The following is a 25,852-nucleotide window of genomic DNA, read 5'->3' on the forward strand; positions in this document are numbered from 1 at the left end:
CCCAGGAATTTTCATGTTAGACATCCAGCAGTTACGCAATGACCTCGATAACGTCGTGGCGCGCCTTGCCAGCCGAGGCTTTGCTTTTGATACCGATGCTTTTACAGCACTTGAGAACGAGCGTAAGACCGTGCAGACGCGTACGCAGGATTTGCAGGCCAAGCGCAATGCCACTTCCAAGCAGATCGGCATCGCCAAGTCCAAGGGCGAGGATGTCGCCCCCATCATGGCGGAAATCGCCGGCCTGGGCGCCCAGTTGAAGGAAGATGAGGAACGATTGGCAGTTATTCAGGCCGAGCTGCAGCAACTCCTGTTGAACGTGCCAAACCTGCCGCATGAAAGCGTGCCTGCCGGCAAGTCGGAAGAGGACAACGTCGAGGTACGCCGTGTAGGGACGCCGCGCAGTTTTGACTTCCAGATCAAGGACCATACCGACATCGGCACGCCGCTGGGCCTGGATTTCGACACCGGCGCCAAGCTGGCCGGCGCGCGATTCACCCTCATGCGCGGGCAGATCGCCCGCCTGCACCGCGCGCTGGCGCAGTTCATGCTGGATACGCAGACGGAAAGGCACGGTTATACCGAATGCTACACGCCCTACATCGTCAACGCCGACACCCTGCGCGGCACCGGCCAGTTGCCCAAGTTCGAGGCGGACCTGTTCGCCGCGCAGAAGGGCGGACAGGAAGGCGACAGCAACGAAACCCTTTACCTGATCCCGACCTCCGAGGTGACGCTGACCAATACCGTGCGCGACGAGATCGTGGCGCTGGATAGCTTGCCGATCAAACTTACGGCGCATACGCCATGCTTCCGTTCCGAGGCAGGTTCTTACGGCCGCGATACGCGCGGCATGATACGCCAACACCAGTTCGACAAGGTGGAAATGGTGCAGATTACGCATCCCGAGCGCAGCTATGAAGCGTTGGAGGAGATGGTCGGCCATGCCGAGCATGTGCTGCAGGCGTTGGGATTGCCGTATCGCGTCGTGCTGCTCTGCACCGGCGATATGGGCTTCGGCGCGGCCAAGACCTATGACCTGGAAGTCTGGCTGCCTGCGCAGAATACCTACCGCGAAATTTCTTCGGTCTCCAATTGCGAGGCGTTCCAGGCGCGCCGCCTGCAGGCGCGTTTCCGCAATGAAGGCGGCAAGCCCGAGTTGCTGCATACGTTGAACGGCTCGGGCCTGGCAGTGGGCCGTACCCTGGTGGCCGTGCTGGAAAACAACCAGCAGGCGGACGGCAGCGTGGTGGTGCCTGAGGCGCTGCGGCCTTACATGGGCGGGCTGGAAGTCATCAACGCCTAGAAATAAGCAAGCCTCCGTCAACTGATGCCGCAGCGAGCAATCGCTCGCTGCGGCATCAATGTTCTTCCTTTTCTTGGCTCAACGTTTCGATCAGGGCAATCTGCATGCGGTAGTGCAGCATCACGAACCAGCGCCAGAGCAGGGCAACCAGTCCTGCGACGATCAGCAGCACCACAACCCAAACATCCAGCGGCGGCATGATGCGATGGCTCAACGCCAGGATCAGCAATGCCATGCCAACGACAGCCAGCACGTTCACCGCCTTGGCGATAAAGCGCTGCACGCGGCCACAATCGTTTCCCGTCATGCCTTGCGTGGTATGGTCGGCAAGCAGCAGGCCGAGGGATTGCAGCTTCCTGAAGGCCGCGATCAGGAAAGGCGCTGCCAGCAGCAATGCCGAACCCCAGGTGAGAGCTTGCTGCCACATGATGTCGCGCATGGGAGACGGCAGGCTGACCAGGTGCACATTGACTAGCCAGACAGCCCCCAGGAACAGCGCGCTGACCATGCACAGGTTGACGAACACTTGCAGCAGCAGCTTGCGGTAAATGCCGGCGAGGATGGCGCCGTCGCTGTCCGGGGCATGGTTGTTGGAGGCCAGCCAGTCGCTGTATAGCCGGAAGAATTGCGAAATCCTGGCCGGCATGTTGCGGGCCAGGGTGCTGGACAGCGGGTCGGCGGCCTTGATGAGGTAAGGCGTGGTGAGCGTGGTAATGACGGAGGCGGCCACGGCGATCGGATAGAGGAACGAGCTGGTGACGCCGAGCGTCAGGCCCAGGGAGGCGATGATGAACGAGAACTCGCCGATTTGCGACAAGCCCATGCCCACGCGCAAGGAAGTGCGTCCGTCGTTGCCAGCGGCCATGGCGCCCAGGGTGCAGGCGAAGATCTTGCCGAAGATGATCACCAGGATGACCACGATCACGGGCTCGGCATATTCGATAATGATGGCGGGGTCGAGCATCAGGCCGATGGCGACGAAGAAGATGGCGCTGAACATGTCGCGGATCGGCATGATCAGCCGCTCGATCGCCCGGATGCGGCGCGATTCCGCCATGATGGCGCCGATCATGAATGCGCCGAGCGCCACGCTGTAGTCCAGCTTGATCACCAGCAGGCAGAAGCCGAAACACAAGCCGAGGATGGTGATCAGCAGCATTTCGTCGCGCTTGAAGCTGGCGACGTATTCGAGCAGCTTGGGCACAAGGATAATGCCGAGCACAAGCGCAACCACCATGAACAAGGTGAGATTGGAAATGGTGACGGCGGCATCCAGGGTGGATACCTGCCCGGTGGCTGCAATGCCGGAAAGTAGCGCAATAATGCCGATACCGAGGATATCCTCGACGATCAGCACGCCGAAGATCATCTGGGCGAAGCGCTCGTGCTTCATGTTGAGCTCGTCGAGCGCCTTGACGATGATGGTGGTCGACGAAATCGCCAGCATGGCGCCCAGGAAGATCGAATCCATGGATTTCCAGCCAAAATAGCTGCCTATCTCGTAGCCCAGCCAGACCATCACGACGATTTCCACCAGCGCCGCCACCACGGCAGTGGCGCCTACCGCTCGCAGCTTGCGCAGGCTGAACTCAAGCCCCAGCGAAAACATCAGGAACACGATGCCTAGTTCGGCCAGGATCTCGATCGTATGGTTGTCGTGCACCATGGAGAAGGGCGGGGTGTGCGGGCCCAATATCAGCCCGGCAAGGATGTAGCCCAGCACCACCGGCTGTTTCATGCGGTGGAAGATAATCGTGACCATGCCTGCCACCAGCATGATGACAGCCAAGTCCTGTATGAAGGCGGCGGCGTGCATAATCGTAAATTTTCTCTATGGTAGAGACATGACTGAAGCCAATGGCTGCGTCATGTTTTGATTGAATAGAACTGTTTCAGCCCTATTTTATAACGATCCCGGCAGAGCCAAGGGCAGGATAAAGCTTGATTCTGCTACTTATTCTTGGCTAAGCGTATTGCCGAAGCCGTTCAAGCTTGCCACCTCGAAACTCGGGAAGATGGGCGTATGCCGGGGCTCACGCCGCGCCAGTATCTTGTGGTAGGTACGCACGGACTCCACAAACACGACAGGAGCTCCACCGCGTGCAAAACCATATTTGAGCGTTGAAAAGTGTTCTTCCTTGCTCAGCAACGGCAAGGCCTTTTTTACGTCCACCCACCGGTCAGGATTGAGCTTCAACCGTTTTGCCAGGATGCGCGCATCCTGCAGGTGGGCATAACCGATGTTGTAGGCCGCAAGCGCCATCCAAGTCCGGTCCGGCTCATGTACGCTGTCCGGGATTAGGTCCTTGAGCATAAGCACATACCGTGCCCCGGCAATAATGCTCTGGCGCGCATCCAACCGGTCGGTGACGCCCAGCCTGTCGGCGGTGTCCTCTGTCAGCATCATCATGCCCCGTACATTGGTGGGCGAGGTGTTGAACCTGTCCCAGTGCGATTCCTGATATGCAATCGCGGCCACCAGTCGCCAATCCAGCCCGGTCAGCTCCTGGGCTTCATGGAACAAGCGTCTGTATTGAGGCAGCAAGGTTTCGGAACGCTGCATGAAGGTGGTGACGTCAATCGGCTTGAGGCGGTCGGCATGGCCATAGTAGCGGTCGATCAGGTTGCGCAGCGTGCCGTCCTGGCTGATGCGCGTAAAAAACGCATTGGCCTTTTCATACAGCCATTTGTCGCCGGTTTTCGGAAAGGCCCAGGCCACTTGCTCGGGCTTTCCCAGTGTCAGGCTTGCACCAAGGTTGGGATAATAGTTCTGTACCAGTGCAATCAAGTGCCCGTCTGCCACGGTGAAATCCAGCTCGCCTTCGGCGACTTGGGTCATCAGCTCGTCGGAATTCGCATTGGGGGTTTCCGTCCAGCTGAGTTGGGGCTCGTGCTCCTTCAAGCGTTGCAGGCGTTCCGAGTAGCTGGTGCCGGAGGAGACGGTAATCTGTCTGCCCAGCAGTTCCTTGATATTTTTTGGCGCTTTTGTCAGCTCGCTGTTAAAGACAATTTGCTGCTGCACTTTCTGATAGGGCAGGGTGAACCTGACCAAATGCTCGCGCGTATGCGTAATGCTGAGGTCAGCAGCCGCAAAATGCGCCTTGTGCTTGAGCAATGTGGGAATTACCTGGGAGATATTATTGACTACAAGGAATTTGACACTGTACTCAGGACCGAGCTCACGTACGAAGTTTCGCACCAGATCGTGCTCAAGCCCGGCATATTGATTATTGCCGCTATAGTAGTACGTACTTGGTCCATTGTGGGTGACCACAATGATTTCCTTGGTGGTGCGAGGGTCTGCCAGCGGTTTGGGCGCTTCCTTACAGCCCATCAGCAACAGCGCTAATAAAAAGATAACCAGTGAACGCATCCGGTCAAGTTTCCTAAAGATTGCTGTCTTTGTCCAGTCTGAGCATCTTTTAGTTCTTGTCCGCAAATGAAAATACTTGTATTTATTTTATTTAACAATGGGTTAGAGATAAATAAACAAAAAGGCTGCGGAAGCCGCAGCCTTGAAGAAAACTTGATTGCTGATTAGGCGAACTTGCTTGCGTTCTTGCGGCTGCGAGCAGCAAAACCAACCAAACCAAGACCCAGTGCCAGCATGCCATAGGTAGATGGCTCAGGAACCGCAGCGGTGAAGGTGATATTACCGCCGTAGGAGGCTTTGGCAAATTCGGTGGAAGTGATACCAGCCACACCGGAAATGGTGAGGGTATACGTTCCTGCAGACAAGTTGGCAAGGGAGAAGGTCCAGGTTTCGGTGGTGGAAGTAGCACCGCCGAGGTCTAGTGCCAATTGAGTTGGGCTTGCATTCTCACCAGCCAGCACAACACTGGTCAAATCAACGCCTTGATATACCAAGCTGCCAATTGATAAATAAGTGGAGCTCGCAGTTCCGGAAACATCTGTTGGGCTGGTAAGAGTGAATTGAAATATGTCTGTAAAAGACACACCAGATGCAAAATCATTACCGAAGTGAATAGTACCGTCGGTAACTGGAAGAATGATTGGATCAGCAGCAAACGCGCTGGTTGCAGCCAGTGATGTCAGGCCGAAAGCAAGTGCAACGGCACTTTTCTTGAATGTAGTAGCTAACATGATAAACCCCTAAAAAATTTAAGTATGGACAACTAAGGTCAAGCTTCTATTGAATTTATTGTCAGCCTGTGGAACAGATATTCACTGATCTCTCGATGCTCCTCAATAGTGCGAATGGACTAAATAGTCTGATCGGACTAGAGGTGAGGAATCAAACGAAACGCAAGGGATTGGATTGGGATTGCAGAGATAGAATTACGGATGGCGGAGAGGGAGGGATTCGAACCCTCGATACGCTTTCACGTATGCCTGATTTCGAGTCAGGTACATTCAACCAGCTCTGCCACCTCTCCGGGAGCGCGGATTATAGCTTACGGACATTTCTAAGTAAAACTCATCGTCTATAAGCCCTATTGGCGAAAGGAATCGCTTTGCAGCCTTTTACGCTGCCGTCCTGGGTTTTTGCGATAGCACCAGTATGCCGCTGGTGCAGATGATGGCGATGCCAATAAAACTGTATAGGTCCGGCACGTGGCCGAAGATCAGGTAGCCGATCAGTCCGGCGAATATCAATTGTCCATAGGTGAAGGGGGCCAGCGTCGCGGGGTTGGCATGATGGTATGCCTCTGTCATCAGCAGGTGGCTCAGCAGGGCGGAAACCCCCAGTGCAAGCAACAGGATGGCATGGTGTGCGCTGGGGGTTTGCCAGAAGAAAGGCGCAATGAATGTCAGGGCGGCGCTGCCTATCAGGCCGCTGAGCAAGTTGGTCGTGGCGGAGCTGTCGGTGGCGTTGAGCTTGCGCGTGATGATCTGATACAGGCTGAAGGTGAATGCCGCGCCTACGGCAAGCAGGCTGACAGGGGTGAACAGTGCGCCGCCAGGCCGCAAGATCACGAGCACGCCTATAAAGCCAAGCGATACGGCAAACCATTGCAGCGGCCTGACCCGCTCGCCCAGTAACGGACCGGACAGCATGGTGACGATCAACGGGGTCAGGTAGACAATCGCGGTGCCTTCCGCCAGGGGAATGTAACGCAAGGCGGAAATGAAGAACATGTTGGTGCCTACCATGCATAAGCCGCGCAGCAGCTGCAAGCCTGGATTGCGGGTTTTGAAAATGGCGAAGCCGGAGCGCGGGAACAAGACGGCCAGCATGAGACTGCTGTGGATGACGTAGCGTATCCAGATGATCATGACGACTGCATAGAAGCCTACCAAGTATTTAGAAAGCGCGTCGCTGCCTGCAAACAGAAAAATGGCGCCACACATGCAGAGGATGCCTTGGAGCAGCTGATGCTTGAAGGTTGGGTTCATGTCGGGATAACTTGAAAGAATGCAGCAGATGGTTCGATGCTGTAGCTGCAGAGTGTATCACGGCCATCGATGCAATGATGTATCGGACTGATCAATCACGTCGTTGCGAGTTTCCACATCAAATATCCAATACGAAGCCCTGTGAAGCCTCTTTCGCTGCCTCCATCAGGTGAGCGCGTATAATGCCGTACTTTTCGGCCATGCCTTTCGGGCGCTCATGGGTAGTGATCATGCATTGTGGAATAGATTACGGGACTTCCAATTCGTCGCTGGGAGTCGTGAAAGACGGAAAGGTCGTTCAGGCCAAACTGGAGCAGGATAGCGTTTACCTGCCTTCGGCGATTTATCGGGCATTCCCGGAGCATGAGCTCAACGAGGATATGGAGTCGCGCAGCATACGCCAGCAGTTGGGCAACGCGCAGGGCTTGTTGTATGGTTCCGAGGCGATTGATGCCTATATCCGCAACCCGGGCGATGGCTTGTTCATGAAGTCGCCCAAGGTGTTTTTGGGGAGCGACCTCAATAAGGACCAGATGGATTTTTTCGAGGTGGTCATTGCCAAGATGATGACGCACATCTTGGAGCAGGCCAGGGCTTTTTACGGGAAGGATCTGCGCCAGGCAGTCATCGGCAGGCCGATCCGCTATCACGGCATCCGCGGCGAGCAGGGCGATAAGCAGGCATTGGCGATCATGGAACATGCCGCCGCCGAGGCAGGGCTGGAAGAGATTGTCTTCATGTATGAACCGCTGGCTGCGGCGCTGGATTATGAGCAGGGGCTCGACCAGGACGAGGTGCTGCTGGTGGTGGACGTGGGTGGCGGCACCACGGATTGCTCGGTGGTGAAGGTCGGGCCATCCTACCGGGACAAGCGCGAGCGCAGTGACGATCTGCTGGCATATTCCGGCAACCGCATCGGCGGGGTGGACCTGGACGTCAACCTCGGCTGGCATAGCATCATGCCGTTGTTCGGGCGCGGCACGGACGAGTTGCACAACAAGGCGTTTGACGCGATTGCCGTAAACAGTATTCCCAGCCAGCAGGCATTCTATTCGCGCTTCGAGATGCCGGTGCATGCCAAGGCGGATACTGCGCGCGAACGGCTTTACAAGGTATGGCAGGATAAGCTCAGCAGTCATCTGGTGCGCAGTGCAGAGCTGGCAAAAATTGAATTGTCGACTACCCAACGGCACACGCTTGGGCTGGAGTATGTCGAAGATGGTTTAGATGTGCAGGTGGCACGCGAGGATTTCCGCGAGGCCATTACACGTTCTACAGAAAAAATCCGGCAGGTGATCGACGATGCACGGCAGGCGAGTGAGTCCAGGCTCGACAAGATTTACCTGACCGGCGGTTCCGCCGTCTCTCCCGTCATCCAGCAGGTGATCCGGGAAGTGGTGGGCGATGCCGTGCCGTTCGTTTCCGGCAACATGCATGGCAGCGTCGCATGCGGTCTGAGCGTGTTCGCCAGCCGGCATTTTTCTTAGCGCTTGTTCACCGTCTTTTCATGGGTACGCATGATTCTAAAACGTGTCCGGTCAGGGCGCATTCCGCAGGCGATGCTCATTGCCCCGCCAAGCAAGGATTGCAGCGCGGAGCAGGCCCGTTTTGGAACATGCTCTCGTGGGTTATCCCAGCGGGGTAGCCGGGCAACGCACTCATGAAAAGATTCTGAACAGGCTCTTAATCCTTGCTGTCACTCCATTGAATCATATAAAGTATTGCCATGTAACAGCGGCTTAGCCATTGTGGCTGGTGTTGCGCGTGGATGCTTGTTTTCGTCACGATACGGCCGCAGCTCTTGTTTCCAGCCGGTCCTGACCAGGCATGGATATTGGGGTGTCCATCCACGTAGTGTTTAAGTACCAATAGAAGCATTGTCGAAGAGGTAACGAGATACTGGCAGCCAGGCTGCATCTCGCGTACTTCATAACAATTACACTTGACGAAAGTGCTTATGGGAAAGAAAAAGCATGGCTGGCCGTTGGTACTGGGCGTGTTCATTCTCGGCATGGTGGTTACTGCGATCATCGCCCGCGCCCAGTTCTATAACAGTAGCTTGCAGTCGCGCCAGTTTGAGTTGGCGAGGGCGGCCGGGCAGGAACTGCACCATTCCATCCAATCCGAGATACAGCATGCCGTAGATTTTGTACAGGCCACGGGATGGCTGTTCAATGCGAGCGAATCCGTCAGCCGCGCCGAGTTTACCGAATTTTCGGTTAACGCAATCCATCATAGTCATTTGCTGAAAGAACTGCAGTGGCGGCCAAGGGTCAAGGCTGCCGATGTGCCGGGCCTGATCGAGGCCGCAGCCAGAGACGGACTGACCGGCTTCCGTTTGCTGGAGCAGGACGCCGGCAGTGACGCGTTTATCCCAGCCAGCGCACGTGACGAGTATTTCCCCATCTTTTATAGCGAAATGGCTTTCGAGGAAACGGCAAACCCTTCCTTGCTGGGGGTGGATACATTGATCGGCACGCCGGACTTCAAGACGCTAGAGCAGGGCATTGCCAATAAGCACAGCGTGGTGATGTCCATCATGGATGCGAATCAATTCATGGTCATGGTGCCAGTGTTTGCTGGTGATGAACGGGATATTGAGCATCTTGCCGGTTATGTGGCCGGGCGTTTGTCTATCCAGCAGTTGCTGCATACCTTGGAGCAGCAAGCGGCGAAACTGGATATGGACGTCATCCTGCTGGACCGGGCAGGCATGAGGCTTCCCATATTGCAGGTGGTGGCTCCTGGTAGTCCTTTGCGCCAATTGGATTCTCAACAGCCCTATGAGCCTGAAATATGGGATGTCAGCCTGCCTTTCAGCATTGCCGATTTTTCCGGTACGCTGGTCGTGCATCCCCATGCCAGCCTGTCTTATCAGCATGCCGGGTCGATACTGGCGACCGTCGTATTGGGCATGTTGATTTCCGCACTGCTTGCGGGCTTGCTTTATCGCATGCTGGGTGAGCAGCGCGCGGTCAAGCTGTCCGAGGAGCAGTTGGATAGCCTGACCGGCAATCTGCCTGTGGGCGTTTTCCAGATGCATGCGGGCAACGGTACGCCAGCACGCTTCACCTTCGTCAATGCCAGCGCCTGCCAACTACTCGATGTGCCGGAGGAAAGGATACTGGCGGATTGGCAGAACGCGTTCCTCCACGTGGTACCGGAGCAAAGGTTGGAACTGTTGGCTGCTCTGCGCCGGGCCAAGGACAACAAGCAGGTATGGGACGGAGAATTCAGGCTGCAAGTAGGGCCCGATACGCGCTGGCTTCGTGCGCGTGCCGTTCCTAGGCATACGATGCTGGGGGAGCTGGTGTACAACGGTTTCGTCGAAGACGTGACCGAGCGCAGGCGGATCGAGCAAGAGGTCAGGTCGCAAAGCCTCTTCCTGCAGCAGTTGATCGATAATATTCCCAGCCCCTTGTTCTTCAAGGGCAGCGACAGCCGCTTCCTGGGCTGCAACCGCGCCTATGAGCATGAGTTCGGCGTGTCCCGCGACCGCATGATAGGCAAGACCGTGCTGGAGATGGAGTACTTGCCATACGAAGACCGCATGGCCTACCAGGAGGAGGACGAGCATGTGATATCCACCGGCGCCACCGTGCATAAGGCGCTGTCCCTGCGGTTTGCCGATGGCAAGATGCACCAGGTGCTGTACTGGGTGAGCGGGTTCAAGTTGCCGGACGGCTCTGTTGGCGGGATGGTGGGGTCCATCGTCGATATCACCGCCCAGCGCGAGGCGCAGCAGGCGCTCAGCGTGGCGATCGACCAGCAGAAGGCATTGTTTGATTCCGCCCCGCTGGGCATCATCGAGCTGAAGAACCGCCGCGTGGTGCAATGCAACCGCAAGTTCGAAACCATGCTGGGATACCAGAGCGGCGAGCTGTTGGGCCATTCCACCCGGGAATGGTTCAGCAACGACGAGGACTTCGCTGCGGTAGGCAAGGGCTATGAGGTATTGCGCCGAGGCGAGACTTATACCGGCGAGCACCAGTTTACCCGCAAGGATGGAAGCAAGTTCTGGTGCCGCATCTTCGGCCACGCGGTGGACATCGACGACCCCGAACACCACAGTGTCTGGCAGTTCGAGGATGTCACGGAAAAGCGTGCGGCCGAAGAGCAGTTGCACCTGGCGCGTGATATGGCGGAAGAGGCGACGCTTGCCAAATCCATGTTCCTGGCCAACATGAGCCATGAAATCCGTACGCCGATGAACGCCGTGATCGGGCTTGCCCATTTGGCGCTGAAAACCGAGCTCGACGCCAAGCAGCGCGATTACGTGACCAAGATTCACAGCGCGGGCATTTCCCTGTTGTCCGTCATCAACGACATCCTGGATTTCAGCAAGATTGAGTCGGGGCGGATGGATCTCGAGCAAGTGGAATTCTCGCTGGACCAGGTGCTGAGCAGCGTGACCAATACCTTGGCGTATACCGCCACCGAGGCAGGGCTCGAGCTTCTGTTCGACGTTGCCGATGATGTGCCAAGTAACCTGGTCGGCGACCCCTTGAGGCTGGGGCAGATATTGCTCAACCTGGTCAGCAACGCCATCAAGTTTACCCACGAGGGCGAAGTCATCATCCGCTGCCAATTGCTGGATTCCAACGATCAGCAGATCAAGTTGCAGTTCCTCGTGATCGATTCCGGCATCGGCATGGACGATGAAACCTGTTCGCGCCTGTTCCAGCCGTTCGTTCAGGCCGACGGCTCCACTACGCGCAAATACGGCGGCACAGGGCTGGGGCTGACCATCTGCAAGCGGCTGGTGGGCATGATGCAAGGGGATATCTGGGTGACCAGCGTCCCCGGGCAGGGCTCTACGTTCACGTTTACCGCATGGTTCGGCAATGGGCATCCGGCCCGGCCTTATACCCTGACCAACGAGCTCAACGACCTGCACGTGCTGGTGGTGGATGACAACCTCACGGCGAGGAGTATCCTTGCCAGCCAGCTCGGCTTCCTGCCGTGCAAGATCAGCCATGCCAATTCCGGAATGGAGGCCGTGGCGACGGTACGGGACATGCAGCATGTATTGCCGGTGGACCTGGTATTGATGGATTGGAAGATGCCGGGGTTGAGCGGTCTCGAGGCGGCGCGCCTGATCAAGCACGATGCCAGCTTGGGCAAAATACCCGCCATCATCATGGTGACCGCGTATGGTCGCGAGGAAATCCGCAAGGAGTGCGATGACCTGAAGCTGGAGGGCTTCCTGGTCAAGCCGGTCAGCCAGTCCACCCTGGTTGATACTTTGGTGGGCATTTACAGCGCATCCGTGGAAAACTGGTCGTATGTGTCGCAGAGCCCGAATTACGATCTCAGCGGCATGCGGCTGCTGGTGGTCGAGGATAACGAAATCAACCAGCAGATCGCTTCCGAACTGTTGCAGGCCGTAGGGGCGATAGTGCAGATTGCCGAGCATGGGCAGGAGGCGCTGGACAAGCTGAACGAGCAAGGCGCGCATTACGATGCGATACTGATGGACCTGCAGATGCCGGTGATGGACGGCTATGAGGCGACACGCCGTATCCGCGCCAATCCCGCGTTCGATCACTTGCCGGTGCTGGCGATGACGGCACATGCCACCGTCGAGGAGCGCCAGCGCTGCATCGAGCTCGGCATGGCGGCCCACATCACCAAGCCCATCAATCCGGATATGCTGTATCAGGCCCTTGCCTGTATTCATGTCGGCCACGAGGCTGCGCCGGGAGACGCAGCACAAGCCATAGGAGGATATGCCGAATTGGAAATTGAAGGGTTCAATGTCCCGGAAGCGTTGCGACGCGTCGCGGGAAACCAGGAGCTGTATCGCAGACTGTTGCGGCAGTTCATCCAGAGCCAGCAGGGCATGCCTGATCAGATAAGAAACGCCTTGCAGGAGGAGCGCCGGCCCGATGCCGTCAGGCTGGCCCATACGCTGAAGGGCGTGGCGGCCAACCTGGGGGCGCAGGCATTGTCTGATGCGGCGGCCGGGCTTGAGCAGGCCTTGGTGGAAAATGCTGATACCGGGCCGGCCCTGGCGCGGCTTGAATCGGACCTTGCCAGTGCGGTTGCCGCCGTGGCGCGCGTATTGGGCCAGCAGGCAGCCGGCGCTGGGTCATCATCTGTTCATGTCACGCAGCAGGAAGGCCAGGTATTGTTGTTGCGATTGACCCAATACCTCGAAGCGAGGGATGCCAGCGTGCAGGATTTTCTTGCAGACCAGGCCCAGGCGCTGAGAGCCATGCTGACAGCGCAACAATATGACAAGCTGGTGGGGCTTGTAGGCTTCTACCAATTCGATGCGGCTTTGCTCGTGGTGAAGCCGTTATTGGCAACGGCTTCACATGAGAACCTATCCTAAGGACAAGCGGCGATGGACAAGATATCGGATACAAACAGCAAGCAAACGATCCTGGTCATTGACGACACACCGGAAAACCTGTCGGTCATTAATGCCCTGCTGAAGGAGTTCTACCGGGTCAAGGTCTCCACCAGCGGCGTCGATGGATTGAATATAGCGCAGATGCTGCCTCAGCCCGACCTGATCCTGCTGGACATCATGATGCCGGACATAGACGGCTACGAAGTTTGCCGCCAGCTCAAGGCCAACCCGGTCACGGAGAGCATCCCGGTCATTTTCCTCACCGCCAAGATCCATATGGAGGACGAGCAGCGCGGGTTCGACGTCGGGGCGGTCGACTACATCGTGAAGCCGATCAGTCCGCCGATCGTATTGGCGCGTATCCAGACGCATTTGTTCCTCAAGGACCAGCGCCGGTTCCTTGAATACCAGGTCGAGCAGCGCACGCGCGAGATCGCCTTGATCCAGAATGCGACCATCTTCGCGCTGGCTTCCCTTGTGGAGGCGCGCGACAACGAAACCGGCAACCATATCCGCCGCACGCAGAACTACGTGCGCCTTCTGGCGGAAAAACTGCGCGAGCATCCGCGATTTGCCGCGCAATTGACTACCCCGGTGATCGACCTGATATACAAATCCGCGCCCCTGCACGATATCGGCAAGGTGGGTATCCCGGACCGCATATTGCTCAAGCCCGGCCCGCTGACCGAAGAAGAGTACGAGGTGATGAAGAGGCATGCGAGGCTGGGCGCCAATGCCTTGATCGAGGCGGAGAAGGTGATCGGCCGCGACAACAATTTCCTGCAGTATGCCCGCGAGATCGCCATGTGGCATCACGAGCACTGGGACGGCTCAGGCTATCCCGACGGCTTGCGCGGGGAGGACATCCCGGTCTCCGCCCGCTTGATGGCGATTGCCGACGTCTATGATGCCTTGATTAGCGAGCGGGTGTACAAAAAGGCGTTCGATCATGAAGTGGCGGTACAGATCATCCTCGAAGGGCGCGGCAAGCATTTCGACCCGGATATCGTCGATGCCTTCATGGCGGTCAAGGATGAGTTCTGGCGCATCGCGGAGCAATACCAAGACCGGTACGCCGGCAAGGCATGAATAAAAAAGGATGGCATCTGCCATCCTTTTTTATCGAGCAGGGCTTACTCGACGCCCTGGCTTGCCAGGTAATCCTCGTAGTTGCCAAGGAAGTCGACGATGCCGTCCGGCTTCACTTCCAGAATACGCGTGGCGAGGGAGCTGACGAACTCGCGGTCATGGCTCACGAAAATCAGCGTTCCCTTGTACTTGTCCAATGCGGTGTTGAGCGCTTCAATGGATTCCATGTCCATGTGGTTGGTTGGCTCATCCATCAACAGCACATTGGTGCGCGCCAGCATCAGCTTGCCATACAGCATGCGGCCCTTTTCGCCGCCGGAAAGCACCTTGACAGACTTTTTGGTGTCCTCTCCAGAGAACAGCAGGCGCCCCAGCATGCTGCGCACCGACTGATCGTCGTCGCCTGGCTGGGTATGCTTGGTCATCCACTCGAACAATGATTCCCCGCCGTCGAACTCATATTCGTGATCCTGGGCGTAGTAGCCGATCTTGGCTTTTTCTGCCCACTTGACGCTGCCATGGTTGGGCTGGATGTCTCCCGCGATGCAGCGCAGCAGGGTGGTTTTGCCTACGCCGTTTTCGCCGATGATGGCAATGCGCTCGCCGGCTTCCACCATGAGGTTGAAATTGCTGAACAATGGCTTGTCATAACCATGGCCAAGATTCTCGATTTCCACCGCCTGGCGATGCAGTTTTTCTTTCTCATCGAACTCGAACCGGATGAACGGGTACTGGCGGCTGGAAGGCTTGAATTCCTCGATCTTGATCTTGTCGATCATCTTCAGGCGGCTGGTGGCCTGCTTGGCCTTGGACTTGTTGGCGGAGAAGCGGCGCACGAATTCCTGCAGCTCGGCCACTTTTTCCTTGGCGCGGGCATTGTCCTTGGCCGCTTGCGCGCGTGCAGCGGTGGAGGCCTCCATGTAATCGTCATAATTGCCTGGATAGACCTTGATCGTGCCGTAGTCCATGTCGCAGGTATGCGTACAGACCTGGTTCAGGAAGTGCCGGTCGTGCGAGATGATGATCATTGTGCAATCGCGGTTGTTGAGTACGTCTTCCAACCAACGGATCGTATTGATATCGAGGTTGTTGGTGGGTTCGTCCAGCAGCAATACGTCGGGATTGGCAAACAGGGCCTGTGCCAGCAGCACGCGCAGCTTCCATCCTGGCGCCACTGCGTTCATAAGACCATTGTGCTGATCGGTGGGGATGCCGACACCCAGCAGCAGTTCACCTGCGCGTGCCTCGGCCGTGTAGCCATCATATTCGGCAAACACACTTTCCAGTTCGGCAGCTTTCATGTAGTCGTCTTCGGTCGCTTCCGGGTTCATGTAGATGGCGTTCTTTTCTACATTGGCCTTCCACATTTCCTGGTGCCCCATCATCACCACGTCCAGCACGCGCTGATCCTCATAGGCAAACTGGTCCTGGCGCAGGAAGGCCATGCGTTCGTTCGCATCCAGAGCGACATTGCCAGAGGTCGGTTCCAGAACGCCGGCCAGGATTTTCATGAAGGTGGACTTGCCACAGCCGTTGGCCCCAATGAGGCCGTAGCGGTTGTTGTCGCCGAACTTGACCGAGACATTCTCGAACAAGGGCTTGGCACCGAACTGCATGGTGATATTGTTTGCGATTAACACGTCGGTTGTATTCCTAAAGTAAAACGAATAGTCAATGAATTAAAACTTGTTGCGGATGACGACCTCATTCAGCGGCAATTGGCCGCCGCGTGGGCGTGGAGGCTGAGTGCCCTTGCCAATGGCAACGAACATCACAGGCGTATGGTCGGCGGGCAGATTGAGCAATTTGGCGACTGCGTCGAAATCAAATCCGTCCATCGGGCATGAATCGTAGCCCAACGCCTTGGCTGCCAGCATCAGCGTCATGGCGGCCATGCCGCAGGAGCGCATGCCTTCGTCGCGCTGTACCTGCTCCTTGCCGCGATAATAATTGTCGATGGCGTTGACCAGGTAATCCTGAACAGATTGTTCTGCGTTGCGCCAGTAGCGGCGCGGTTCCTTTTCCCAGGCTTTCAGGTCAGCCGTGAGCACGATCAGCAGGGAAGCATCCGTGACTTGTGCCTGGTCCCAACTGACAGCTCGTACCTGCTTGCGCAGTTCTGGGTCTTGCACCAGGACGAAGCGCCAGTTCTGGATATTAAATGCCGTGGGGGAAAGGATGGCGAGTGACATCAGTTTTTCTATCTCAGCCTCGGACATCGTGTGGCTGGGATCATATGCCTTGATCGAGCGGCGGCTCTCAATGGCTTCAATTACATTCATGTATCGGATTCCTCAATAGTGGATTGCAATAATTTCCAGTTCCAGGTTCCCTGCCGGCCGGTGCCACGTCACACTGTCGCCAATTTTCTGCCCGATCAGTGCCTTGGCCAGCGGTGACACCCAGCTGACGCGGTTGGTGGCAATATCTGCTTCGTCTTCGCCGACGATCATGAACGTATGGCTGTCGCCATTTTCATCCTCCACTTCAACCGTGGCTCCAAACAATACAGTGTCGGTTGGTTGCGCAGCTGGATCGACCACGATGGCAGATTCCAGCCTGGCTTGCAGGTAGCGCAAGTCGCGGTCTATCATGGCCAGCCGCTGTTGCACGGCGGGGTCATCCTTGCGCATCGTGAGCGGTTGGCGCTCTTGCTCCAGCGCACTGGCCTGTTGCTGCAACAGCTTGAAGCCATGCGGGGTGACGTAGTTCGGATGCGGGCTGAGCGGACGCTCCGGCAGATCCGTGCCAGCATGCTCCAGATCGTCCTCTTTTACAAATCCACGACTCATGGCGCACGACCTATAAAACCTTGAATTATAACCTAAGTGGAGAGAGCTGCAGCGCCTTATTCCCGATATGAAACGGATGGAGTGTTTTAAATGCTACAAAATAATGCTGCTTAAAACTAAATGCAAAAGGTAGTGCTTAGTTTCAGTTCCCATCATGATTCATTGATTCTTGATACCTTCAAGATGGTAAAATTGAATAAATTTTGGAGGGCTTGGTTGTGTGATGCCAGTCAAGGATTTGCTGTTGATGGGTGGATAGGTAATCGCAAAAAGGACAAAAATAAATATGAATGACTCGCAAAACGATACCGATCTGTCGGCATCCTCGCGAAACGTATCCATACGCCCATGAACGCCGTAGAAATCGAACAAGCCATTACCGACCTCGCGGAGCAGCCCTTCGACCCCGACGAGTTCCCTTACGCCTTTCTTGAGGCCTTCGGCAACAAGGCAACCACCATCAAGCGCCTGCGTGCCGGCGCGTCGAACAAGTCAGACCTCGGCGGTGTTCTACAGACCAACAACATCCACATCCTGACCTGCGGTGCAGGGCAGGTGACGCAGGCGCTTGCCGCGCTCAAGGCCAGCCCGGCAACAGCCAAAGCCAAGGCGAAGTTCATCTTGGCCACCGACGGCGTGGACTTCGAGGCCGAAGACCTGAGCAGTGGCGAAACCATTGCCTGCGCCTTCAAGGACTTCCCGGATTATTTCGGCTTCTTTCTGCCGTTGGCCGGTATCAGCACTGTTCGCCAGATCAGCGAAAATGCCTTCGACATCCGCGCCACCAGCCGCCTGAACCGCTTGTACGTTGAACTGCTGAAGGTCAACCCGGAATGGGGCAAGGAAGAGCGCCGCCATGACATGAACAAGTTCATGGCGCGGCTGATCTTCTGCTTCTTTGCCGAGGACACCGACATCTTCGTCGGCAAGGGCCGTTTCACCGAAACCGTCGCACAGATGAGCGACAGGGACGCCTCCAACACGCACGAAGTCATCGCCATCCTGTTCCGTGCCATGAACACCAAGCGCGAGGATCGTGCTGCCGCCAACATTCCTCGCTGGGCCGATGACTTCCCTTACGTCAACGGACGGCTGTTCTCGGGCAGCAACGAAGTACCACGTTTCAGCAAGATCGCCCGTTCCTACCTGCTGCATGTTGGCGGTCTGGACTGGACCAAGATCAACCCCGACATCTTCGGCTCCATGATCCAGGCCATTGCCGATGATGAGGAGCGCGGCAAGCTGGGCATGCACTACACCAGCGTGCCCAACATCTTGAAGGTGCTGAATCCGCTGTTTCTTGATGACTTGCGGGAAAAGCTGGAACAGGCGGGTGACAACCCGCGCACCTTGCTCAATCTGCGCAAGCGCATCGCCCGCATCCGGGTATTCGACCCGGCCTGCGGTTCAGGCAACTTCCTGGTCATCGCCTACAAGGAAATACGCGCCATTGAGGCGGAGATCAACCAGCGACGTGGCGAGGCGGATCGCGCATCCGACATCCCCCTCACCAATTTTCGCGGCATCGAGCTGCGTGACTTCCCCGCGGAGGTCGCGCGGCTGGCCCTGGTGATTGCCGAGTATCAGTGTGACGTGCTGTACCGGGGGCAGAAGTTGGCGCTGGCCGAGTTCCTGCCTTTGCGGCATGAAAACTGGATTGTCTGTGGTAATGCGCTGCGGCTCAATTGGCTGAGCATCTGTCCGCCCACCGGCACGGGTGTGAAAACGCGGGCGGATGATCTGTTCGAGATACCGCTCGATCAGGCAGAGATTGATTTCGAGAACGAAGGTGGAGAGACCTATATTTGTGGCAATCCTCCCTACTTGGGGTACAACAAGCAGTCCTCAGAGCAGAAAGAAGATTTGCGGCGACTATTTTTCGATAAGACACCGCATTGGCGCTCGCTGGATTACATAACAGGATGGTTTGTTAAATACGCCGAGATTTCGCGATATGGATATGATGCGGCTTTCGTTTCTACCAACTCAACCTGCCAAGGTGAGCATTGCTCGATACTTTGGCCCATACTTTTTCAGCGAGGCTTGACTATCTTCTTTGCTGTTCCAAATTTTGGTTGGTCGAATAGTGCAGCCAACAACGCAGGGGTTACGGTTTCCATCATCGGACTGACTTCTTTAGAAGATAGGAGTAGGTTTATCTACCTGAACGGCCATCGTCGTCTGGTAAGTTCGATTAATCAATATCTCATCGAAGGAAACCCCTTACCCATTACTGCTACAAACAGGCCAATTTCTAGGCTTCCGCAAATGCTTCTTGGAAATATGCCGAAAGATGGCGGGAACTTGATCCTGTCGAAGGATGAAGCGGTTGCGTTAGTCGACAGATTTGAAGGAGCTAGGCCTTTTATCTACGGCTTTTACGGCTCGCAGGAATTAATTCGAGGTGCAGGGCGCTACTGTCTATGGATTACGGACGATGATGCGGAGAGGGCGGCATCTATTCCGCCAATAAGAGATCGCCTGAAGGCGGTTGCTCGCATGAGACTAGATAGCCCGGCAAAATCCACTCGAGACTTTGCCAATCGGCCGCATCGATTCAAACAGATCCAAGGTGTTGCGAGCAAATATACGATTGCTATTCCGAGTGTGTCATCAGAGAGGCGACAGTATCTTCCTGTTGATGTGTTGCCCGTGTGCAACATTGTTTCCAGCCTTGCATTTGCCCTTTATGACGCCCCGCTCTGGAACATGGCGCTCATCGCCAGCCGCCTACACTTGGTCTGGATTGCCACCGTCTGCGGCAAGCTGGAAACGCGCTACCGTTACTCCAACACCCTCGGCTGGAATACCTTTCCAGTTCCCATCCTGACCGAGAAAAACAAGGCCGATCTCACGCGCTGCGCCGAGGACATCTTGCTGGCGCGCGAGCATCACTTCCCCGCGACCATCGCCGACCTCTACGACCCCGAGCACATGCCAGCCGATCTGCGTGCCGCCCATGACCGCAACGACGAAGTGCTGGAACGCATCTACATTGGCCGCCGCTTCAAAAACGACACCGAGCGGCTGGAGAAGCTGTTCGACCTCTATACCAAGATGACAGCAGCGGTTGCGAAAAATGGTGCAACCAAGAAGAAGTCTCCAAAGGGAAAGCATGAGTCGGCCTGAACCGTTACAACCTGTTTACGATTTCTCTTTGGCCCCTAACAATGTCGGCCTGCTTCAAGGGGCGGCAGAAGTTAGCTTGAAAAATGAAAAATTCACCGGCACTGCAGAACTGTTGCTGAGGTTCATGCCTGATTGCCGAGCGCTTTTTCACGCGACTACTATGGGAGAGCCTGAATCAGATCTTCCTTTTTCATTTTTTGTCAATCAGGAAGATGAAGATGTTTCGTTTACGTTCGATGGTCAAGCGATCAAAGGATTCACCGGGAGATGGAACGTAAATTCGGATACATTGACGTTGGATTGGATCCCAGAAATTGAGCCATTCTCGCTGTGCGACATGCAGCAAAAGAATTCTGCTTTTGCAATATTTCACCTCTTCAATTTCCCTGATTTCAGAGGTGGGCTTCAGCAAGAATCCGCTCCTGCAGGTTGTGCTTTAATGGTGCTTGAATCCGATGAGTGGAAAATTACTATTCAAGCTTTGCCAAATGGTGCTACACGTCAGTCTTGGGAACGAATCAATTCTGATGGGGGATGTTTCCTCACGCATGTCGTGAAGATGGAACGCAAAGATGGAAAGTGTTTTTCCGGAAAAGATGCCAGCGAGCAATGTCATCTGTTGGACAATTTTCTGTCGTTCGTCATAGGGGCAAAGTGCACGCCCGTGTGCGGAGTGGGATTTGATGCGGCTGGAACGATTACCTGGAAGAACTTTGCCTCGCCGCGTACGCCCAAGCCCCCGTATTCTTGGTTTAACCCTTTTCAAGCGAGTCAGGCTGAGATTCTATTCCCGGTCTTCGCAAAGCGTTGGCAGCAGTCTGAGGAATGGAAGGACTGCTTGCACTCGGCAATCTACTGGTATTTGCAGGCTAACACACGTGGCGGATCACCTAGCATTGACGCAGCCATCATTCTTGCGCAAGCCGCCCTAGAGCGATTGGCTCATCACCATCTGGTCGTTGACCGGAAGATGATCTCGCCAGAAGGGCTGGACCGGTTGAAGGCATCAGATCGTTTACGGTTACTGTTTTCTAGCCTGAATATTCCCGTCGAGATTTGTGCCTCAACGCCTGAAATTGAGAAGGCTGCGCCAAGTTTCAAGTGGTTGGATGCACCGCATGCCATAACGGACATCCGCAACGAGTTGATTCATCCTGCCAGCAAGAGAAAAGTGCACGATTGCTATATCGACGCATGGAAGTTGAGCTTGTGGTATCTGGAGTTGTCTTTGCTGGCCATGTGTGGCTACGACGACACGTATACCAATCGTCTGACGGCGCGATACGTGACTGACTCCGAGCGCGTGCCATGGGGGAGACAGGCATGAACCTTGATGAGGCTAAAGCCGTCAAACTGCTCCCCACCTTCGAAGGCTACAACAACTGGCTGGTCGATTCTGAATGGATCAAACAGGAATTGACGGGCGGCGCTGTAGATGCTGCCCATGCGGATGAAGAACCATGAACGACAACACGATCAATCAACGCGCCGTACCCACCGTTTCCGTGACCTATGCACGCAGCAGCGTATCGGCCAAAGCCAATGCGTTCGGGATGCGACCCATGCAGGAGCGCGCCTTTGAAAAGCGCGGCGAACAGTACCTGCTAATCAAGTCGCCACCGGCCTCTGGCAAGAGCCGGGCGCTTATGTTCATTGCGCTGGACAAGCTGCACAACCAGGGCCTGAAGCAGGCCATCATCGTCGTGCCGGAAAAGTCCATTGGTGCCAGCTTTAACGACGAGCCGCTGTCGCAGTATGGCTTCTGGGCCGACTGGCACGTCGAACCCAAATGGAACCTGTGCAACGCGCCAGGCAATGACAATGGTGGCAAGGTGAAGTCGCTGGGCGCTTTTCTGAAAAGTGACGACAAGTTGCTGGTCTGCACCCATGCGACCTTTCGCTTTGCGGTGGATGCCTACGGTGTGGAGGCGTTCGACGATCGTCTGATCGCGGTCGATGAGTTCCACCATGTGTCTGCCAACCCGGACAACAAGCTGGGCGCACACCTGGGTGAGTTCATCGCTCGGGACAAGGTGCATATTGTTGCAATGACTGGCTCCTACTTTCGGGGCGATGCCGAGGCGGTACTGGCTCCGTCTGACGAAGCGAAGTTCGATACCGTTACCTACACCTATTACGAGCAGCTCAACGGCTACGAGTACCTCAAACAACTCGACATCGGCTACTTCTTCTACAGCGGCTCTTACGTCGATGACATCCTGAATGTCCTCGATCCGGCCGAGAAAACCATCATCCACATCCCAAACGTCAATTCGCGCGAAAGCACGAAGGACAAGATGCGCGAGGTGGAACACATCATCGAGGCGCTCGGCGAATGGCAGGGCATCGACCCCGGCACCGGCTTCCAACTTGTCAAACGCCCTGATGGCCGCGTGTTGCGTATCGCCGATTTGGTTGATGACGACGCTTCAAAGCGCGACCGGGTATCCGCTGCGTTGAAAGACCCGGAGCAGAAGAATAATCGTGACCACGTGGACATCATCATCGCCCTGGGAATGGCGAAGGAAGGTTTCGACTGGATTTGGTGCGAGCACGCGCTGACGGTGGGTTACCGCGCCAGTCTGACCGAGATCGTACAGATCATCGGTCGTGCCACCCGCGATGCGCCGGGCAAGTCCCGCGCAAGGTTCACCAATCTGATCGCGGAGCCGGACGCCAGTGAGGATGCGGTCACCGAAGCCATCAACGATACCTTGAAGGCCATTGCCGCCAGCTTGTTGATGGAGCAGGTGTTGGCACCGCGCTTCGAGTTCAAACCCAAGCACCCCGACAGCGGCCCAGCTCCGGGCTTCGACTACGGTGAGGGTGGATACGACGCGGATCGCTGCAATGTTGGTGTCAATGAGCAGACAGGGACCTACCAGATCGAAATCAAGGGCCTGACCGAACCGAAAAGCAAGGAAGCAGCGCGCATCTGCCAGGAAGACTTGAACGAAGTGATTGCGGCTTTCGTGCAGGACAAGTCCAGCATCGAGCGCGGTTTGTTTGATGAGGAACTGGTGCCGGAGGAGCTGACGCAGGTGCGAATGGGCAAGATCATCCGGGAGAAGTACCCCGAGTTGGATACCGAAGACCAGGAGGCTGTTCGCCAGCATGCCATTGCAGCTCTCAATCTGACCCAGCAAGCCAAACGGTTTGCTACGGCCAGCGAGAGTGAAGGATCTCCCAATACTGCGCTGATCCAAGGTGTGCGCCGCTTTGCGATGGATGTGCGCGAGCTGGACATCGACCTGATTGATCGCATCAACCCGTTTGGCGAAGCCTATGCGATTCTCGCCAAGACCATGAGTGAAGACAGTTTGAAGCAAGTGGCGGCGGCCATTACCGCCAAGCGCACCGCCATCACTCCGGACGACGCCAAGGTAATCGCCATACGTGCGGTGGAATTCAAGCGCGAACGCGGACGGCCACCATCCGTGACCGCGCAAGATCCATGGGAAAAGCATCTTGCTGAAGGTGCGGCAGCCTTTATGCGCTACAGGGCGGAGGGCAGGTATGCGTAAGACTGATCTTGACGATCTTGCGGCAGAGCTGGCCGAGTTCGCCCCACCGGAAAATAAAGCTGGACGCCCAGCCAGCGAGGAACGCATCATCGCTGGCTTCGAGGATATTCAGCGCTTCGTGGAAAAACATGGACGCGCCCCGCAGCACGGTGAAGACCGAGACATCTTCGAACGCCTGTATGCCGTGCGGCTAGATCGCCTGCGTATGCTGCCGGATTGCCGTGCCCTGCTGGAGCCGCTGGACCATCAGGGGTTGCTTGCCGGGGGGGCGATTGCTTGCGCAGCCGACGAACCCATTGACATCGACGACCTGGCCGCTGAACTGGCCGATGGGATTGGCACGGATGACATTACGGTTCTGCGTCACGTCCGCGCCAGTGCACAAAAACGTGCCGCCGAAGAGATCGCGGACCGCAAGCCCTGCGAGGATTTTGATGCATTCAAGCCACTGTTTGAACAAGTGCGCAGTGATCTGGCTTCAGGTCTGAGAATAAGCAGGCCGTTCGGGCAGTACGCAACGATCGAGGAGGGCCACTGGTTCATCCTGGATGGCCAGACTGCGTATGTGGCTGAGGTGGGTGAAGAATTCGATTCGCCACAGGGGAAGAAGGATGCCCGGCTGCGCGTCATTTACTCGAACGGCACGGAAAGCAATTTGCTGCGGCTTTCGTTGGCGCGTGCGCTGTACAAGGACGAAACCGCACGGCGAATCACCGACCCGGACATGGGGCCATTGTTCAGCGACTCACTTGAAGAAGGTGATCTGGAAAGTGGCACCATCTATGTGTTGCGCTCGCTGTCAGACCACCCTTACGTGGCCGAGCATCGCGATGTCATCCACAAGATTGGGGTAACCGGCGGCAAGGTGGAAACGCGCATTGCCAACGCCGAGCACGATGCCACCTACCTGCTGACAAAGGTCGAGGTTGTAGCGACCTACAAGCTCGCGGGCATCAACCGCACGCGAATGGAGCACCTGTTCCACCGACTGTTCGCACCTGCACGGCTGAACATCACAATCAATGACCGCTTTGGTCATCCAGTGCAACCGGAGGAGTGGTTTCTTGTTCCGCTGTTTGTCATTGATGAGGCCGTGGCACGGATCAAGGACGGGAGTATCACTGGGTATGTGTACGATCCTGGCGCGGCGAAGTTGGTGAGAGTGACGTAGTTCGGCTCGCTACGCCGCAGCGTATATCGAAAGTTGGCCAAAGATTGGAATGATCGTGAAGCTTAAGAGGGAAGCCAAGACGCTGAAAGCGAAATCTATAGCGTCTTTGAAGCGTGGGCTAGAAGCGTTCAATAACCACGACGACGATGGGAGACCAGAAAGCGTTCTGCTCATGCTCCAGCACGCCAGTGAAATGTTGGTTAAGGCATTGTTGGTTCAGAAAGGGTAAGACGTCTTCGACAAGGAAAAGGGGACCTCCATTGGTATCGAGAAGGCGTTGAATATTGCTCAGTCCAAAGGGTGGATGAGCGCCGCACAAGCCGGGACCATCCGCGTCATCGACGCGATGCGTGATCAAGCCCAGCATTGGATGATCGTTGTTCCTGAAGACGCTCTCTATATCAACGCGAGGGCGTTGATAACCGTGTTGGATGAGATTTTGACCGAGCATTTTCAAGATACGCTGGCGGATAACCTTCCGGTTCGGGTCTTGCCTCTGTCTACTCAACCGCTGCCTGATTTCTTAATGCTGGTGAATCGGGAATACGCGCAAATTCGAGAACTACTTGCTCCAGGCCGAAGGGCGAGAGACGAGGCAAGAGGCCGAATCACAGCACTCTTGGCGATGGAGGCACATGTCAGTGAAGAGGTAGCAGTTTCCAAGCGAGACTTGGACCGAATTGAAGAGGCCATGAAGGAGGGAGTTCCAGTAGAGCAGGTATTTCCACGATTAATGACCCTGGCAACAAATGTTGAAGGAGAGGGACCGACAATTCGCGTCCGGATCACCCGTGCTGTGGACGCTCCCGCGGTTCGATTCGTGTCGGGCGATGATCCAGAGGGTGCAGTGGCCATTCGTGAGGTAGATCTTCAGAAAAAATACCACTGGAGTCCGAGTGCGCTGGCGGAAAAGCTGGGGTTGACAAACAGTAAGGCCAAGGCTGTCCGCGACTTCCTGCGCATAGACGAAGATCCAGCCAACGTTATGGTGTTCGAGTTCGGGTCTCAGAAGCATCCCCGATATTCCGACAATGCGCTACGCGCGCTTCGGGATGCCATTACCCCCGAACTAGTCGAGCAAGCGTGGCGTGAGCGACCAAACCGCAGGTAGTGGTGAAGTCGGAC

At 56.2% G+C, this 25,852-nt stretch carries 17 protein-coding genes and 1 tRNA gene; 10 read left to right on the forward strand and 8 right to left on the reverse strand.

Features of this window, described 5'->3' with window-relative positions:
- The first annotated feature begins 13 nt into the window (after positions 1-13).
- Positions 14-1,306 carry a serine--tRNA ligase gene (gene serS, locus ACKF11_RS03595; protein ID WP_407995979.1) on the forward strand — a complete coding sequence of 431 codons (1,293 nt, stop codon included), beginning with the start codon at positions 14-16 and terminating at the stop codon, positions 1,304-1,306.
- Between the two features lie 55 nt (positions 1,307-1,361).
- Here the strand turns inward: serS and ACKF11_RS03600 are convergent, their stop codons facing one another.
- The 5 genes from ACKF11_RS03600 to ACKF11_RS03620 form a co-directional block, all read right to left on the reverse strand.
- On the reverse strand, positions 1,362-3,122 hold the full coding sequence (locus ACKF11_RS03600; protein ID WP_407995980.1) for a cation:proton antiporter: 1,761 nt from the start codon (positions 3,120-3,122) through the stop codon (positions 1,362-1,364).
- Positions 3,123-3,260: 138 nt separating this feature from the next.
- Positions 3,261-4,679, reverse strand: a complete 1,419-nt coding sequence (gene mltF / locus ACKF11_RS03605; RefSeq protein WP_407995981.1) for a membrane-bound lytic murein transglycosylase MltF — start codon at positions 4,677-4,679, stop codon at positions 3,261-3,263.
- Positions 4,680-4,843: 164 nt separating this feature from the next.
- Positions 4,844-5,410 (reverse strand): FxDxF family PEP-CTERM protein, encoded by a 567-nt coding sequence (locus ACKF11_RS03610; protein ID WP_309564927.1) that lies wholly within the window; start codon positions 5,408-5,410, stop codon positions 4,844-4,846.
- A gap of 202 nt (positions 5,411-5,612) precedes the next feature.
- Positions 5,613-5,703, reverse strand: a tRNA-Ser gene (locus tag ACKF11_RS03615).
- Between the two features lie 88 nt (positions 5,704-5,791).
- Positions 5,792-6,664 carry a DMT family transporter gene (locus ACKF11_RS03620; RefSeq protein WP_309564928.1) on the reverse strand — a complete coding sequence of 291 codons (873 nt, stop codon included), beginning with the start codon at positions 6,662-6,664 and terminating at the stop codon, positions 5,792-5,794.
- A 278-nt stretch (positions 6,665-6,942) separates the two neighbouring features.
- On the opposite strand from ACKF11_RS03620, the gene yegD reads away from it, so the two are divergent.
- The 3 genes from yegD (at position 6,943) to ACKF11_RS03635 (ending at position 14,111) form a co-directional block, all read left to right on the forward strand.
- Positions 6,943-8,151, forward strand: coding sequence for a molecular chaperone (yegD, locus tag ACKF11_RS03625; protein ID WP_407994164.1), 1,209 nt, complete (start codon positions 6,943-6,945; stop codon positions 8,149-8,151).
- A gap of 470 nt (positions 8,152-8,621) precedes the next feature.
- A complete protein-coding gene (locus ACKF11_RS03630) occupies positions 8,622-13,001 on the forward strand; it encodes a response regulator (protein ID WP_407995982.1) in 4,380 nt (1,459 codons plus the stop codon).
- A 12-nt stretch (positions 13,002-13,013) separates the two neighbouring features.
- Positions 13,014-14,111 (forward strand): HD domain-containing phosphohydrolase, encoded by a 1,098-nt coding sequence (locus ACKF11_RS03635; protein WP_407995983.1) that lies wholly within the window; start codon positions 13,014-13,016, stop codon positions 14,109-14,111.
- A gap of 44 nt (positions 14,112-14,155) precedes the next feature.
- Here the strand turns inward: ACKF11_RS03635 and ACKF11_RS03640 are convergent, their stop codons facing one another.
- Genes ACKF11_RS03640 through ACKF11_RS03650 form a run of 3 tightly spaced genes read right to left on the reverse strand, consistent with a single transcriptional unit; the run spans position 14,156 to position 16,903 of the window.
- A complete protein-coding gene (locus ACKF11_RS03640) occupies positions 14,156-15,751 on the reverse strand; it encodes an ABC-F family ATPase (RefSeq protein WP_407995984.1) in 1,596 nt (531 codons plus the stop codon).
- Positions 15,752-15,790: 39 nt separating this feature from the next.
- Complete coding sequence (locus tag ACKF11_RS03645) at positions 15,791-16,393, reverse strand: nitroreductase family protein (RefSeq protein WP_407995985.1); 603 nt, start codon at positions 16,391-16,393, stop codon at positions 15,791-15,793.
- 12 nt (positions 16,394-16,405) lie between these two features.
- Positions 16,406-16,903, reverse strand: a complete 498-nt coding sequence (locus ACKF11_RS03650) for a GreA/GreB family elongation factor (protein ID WP_287110415.1) — start codon at positions 16,901-16,903, stop codon at positions 16,406-16,408.
- A gap of 348 nt (positions 16,904-17,251) precedes the next feature.
- Here ACKF11_RS03650 and ACKF11_RS03655 point away from each other — a divergent pair, with 348 nt between their 5' ends.
- The 6 genes from ACKF11_RS03655 (at position 17,252) to ACKF11_RS03680 (ending at position 25,838) form a co-directional block, all read left to right on the forward strand.
- A complete protein-coding gene (locus tag ACKF11_RS03655) occupies positions 17,252-20,032 on the forward strand; it encodes a class I SAM-dependent DNA methyltransferase (RefSeq protein WP_407995986.1) in 2,781 nt (926 codons plus the stop codon).
- Positions 20,019-21,359, forward strand: a complete 1,341-nt coding sequence (locus ACKF11_RS03660; RefSeq protein ID WP_407995987.1) for a YopA family protein — start codon at positions 20,019-20,021, stop codon at positions 21,357-21,359. The genes ACKF11_RS03655 and ACKF11_RS03660 overlap by 14 nt, the downstream gene beginning before the upstream one ends.
- Complete coding sequence (locus ACKF11_RS03665; RefSeq protein ID WP_407995988.1) at positions 21,356-21,496, forward strand: hypothetical protein; 141 nt, start codon at positions 21,356-21,358, stop codon at positions 21,494-21,496. The genes ACKF11_RS03660 and ACKF11_RS03665 overlap by 4 nt, the downstream gene beginning before the upstream one ends.
- On the forward strand, positions 21,493-23,556 hold the full coding sequence (locus ACKF11_RS03670) for a DEAD/DEAH box helicase (protein ID WP_407995989.1): 2,064 nt from the start codon (positions 21,493-21,495) through the stop codon (positions 23,554-23,556). The genes ACKF11_RS03665 and ACKF11_RS03670 overlap by 4 nt, the downstream gene beginning before the upstream one ends.
- A complete protein-coding gene (locus ACKF11_RS03675; protein WP_407995990.1) occupies positions 23,549-24,727 on the forward strand; it encodes a GIY-YIG nuclease family protein in 1,179 nt (392 codons plus the stop codon). Before ACKF11_RS03670 ends, ACKF11_RS03675 begins: the two co-directional genes overlap by 8 nt.
- Positions 24,728-25,031: 304 nt before the next feature.
- The gene (locus ACKF11_RS03680) at positions 25,032-25,838 is read left to right on the forward strand and encodes a DUF8611 domain-containing protein (protein WP_407995991.1); all 807 of its coding nucleotides are present in this window, start codon (positions 25,032-25,034) and stop codon (positions 25,836-25,838) included.
- Positions 25,839-25,852: the final 14 nt, after the last annotated feature.

Source organism: Methylobacillus draconifructus (assembly GCF_045984385.1).
Taxonomy (GTDB): Bacteria; Pseudomonadota; Gammaproteobacteria; order Burkholderiales; family Methylophilaceae; genus Methylobacillus; species Methylobacillus flagellatus_A.

Coding starts and splice junctions, on each gene's coding strand:
- ACKF11_RS03630 (WP_407995982.1), top strand. CDS start 8,622: ATGGGAAAGAAAAAGCATGGCTGGCCGTTGGTACTGGGCGTGTTCATT.
- ACKF11_RS03620 (WP_309564928.1), bottom strand. CDS start 6,664: ATGAACCCAACCTTCAAGCATCAGCTGCTCCAAGGCATCCTCTGCATG.
- ACKF11_RS03655 (WP_407995986.1), top strand. CDS start 17,252: ATGAACGCCGTAGAAATCGAACAAGCCATTACCGACCTCGCGGAGCAG.
- ACKF11_RS03665 (WP_407995988.1), top strand. CDS start 21,356: ATGAACCTTGATGAGGCTAAAGCCGTCAAACTGCTCCCCACCTTCGAA.
- serS (WP_407995979.1), top strand. CDS start 14: ATGTTAGACATCCAGCAGTTACGCAATGACCTCGATAACGTCGTGGCG.
- ACKF11_RS03680 (WP_407995991.1), top strand. CDS start 25,032: ATGAGCGCCGCACAAGCCGGGACCATCCGCGTCATCGACGCGATGCGT.
- ACKF11_RS03610 (WP_309564927.1), bottom strand. CDS start 5,410: ATGTTAGCTACTACATTCAAGAAAAGTGCCGTTGCACTTGCTTTCGGC.
- ACKF11_RS03600 (WP_407995980.1), bottom strand. CDS start 3,122: ATGCACGCCGCCGCCTTCATACAGGACTTGGCTGTCATCATGCTGGTG.
- ACKF11_RS03635 (WP_407995983.1), top strand. CDS start 13,014: ATGGACAAGATATCGGATACAAACAGCAAGCAAACGATCCTGGTCATT.
- mltF (WP_407995981.1), bottom strand. CDS start 4,679: ATGCGTTCACTGGTTATCTTTTTATTAGCGCTGTTGCTGATGGGCTGT.
- ACKF11_RS03660 (WP_407995987.1), top strand. CDS start 20,019: ATGAGTCGGCCTGAACCGTTACAACCTGTTTACGATTTCTCTTTGGCC.
- ACKF11_RS03670 (WP_407995989.1), top strand. CDS start 21,493: ATGAACGACAACACGATCAATCAACGCGCCGTACCCACCGTTTCCGTG.
- ACKF11_RS03650 (WP_287110415.1), bottom strand. CDS start 16,903: ATGAGTCGTGGATTTGTAAAAGAGGACGATCTGGAGCATGCTGGCACG.
- ACKF11_RS03675 (WP_407995990.1), top strand. CDS start 23,549: ATGCGTAAGACTGATCTTGACGATCTTGCGGCAGAGCTGGCCGAGTTC.
- ACKF11_RS03645 (WP_407995985.1), bottom strand. CDS start 16,393: ATGAATGTAATTGAAGCCATTGAGAGCCGCCGCTCGATCAAGGCATAT.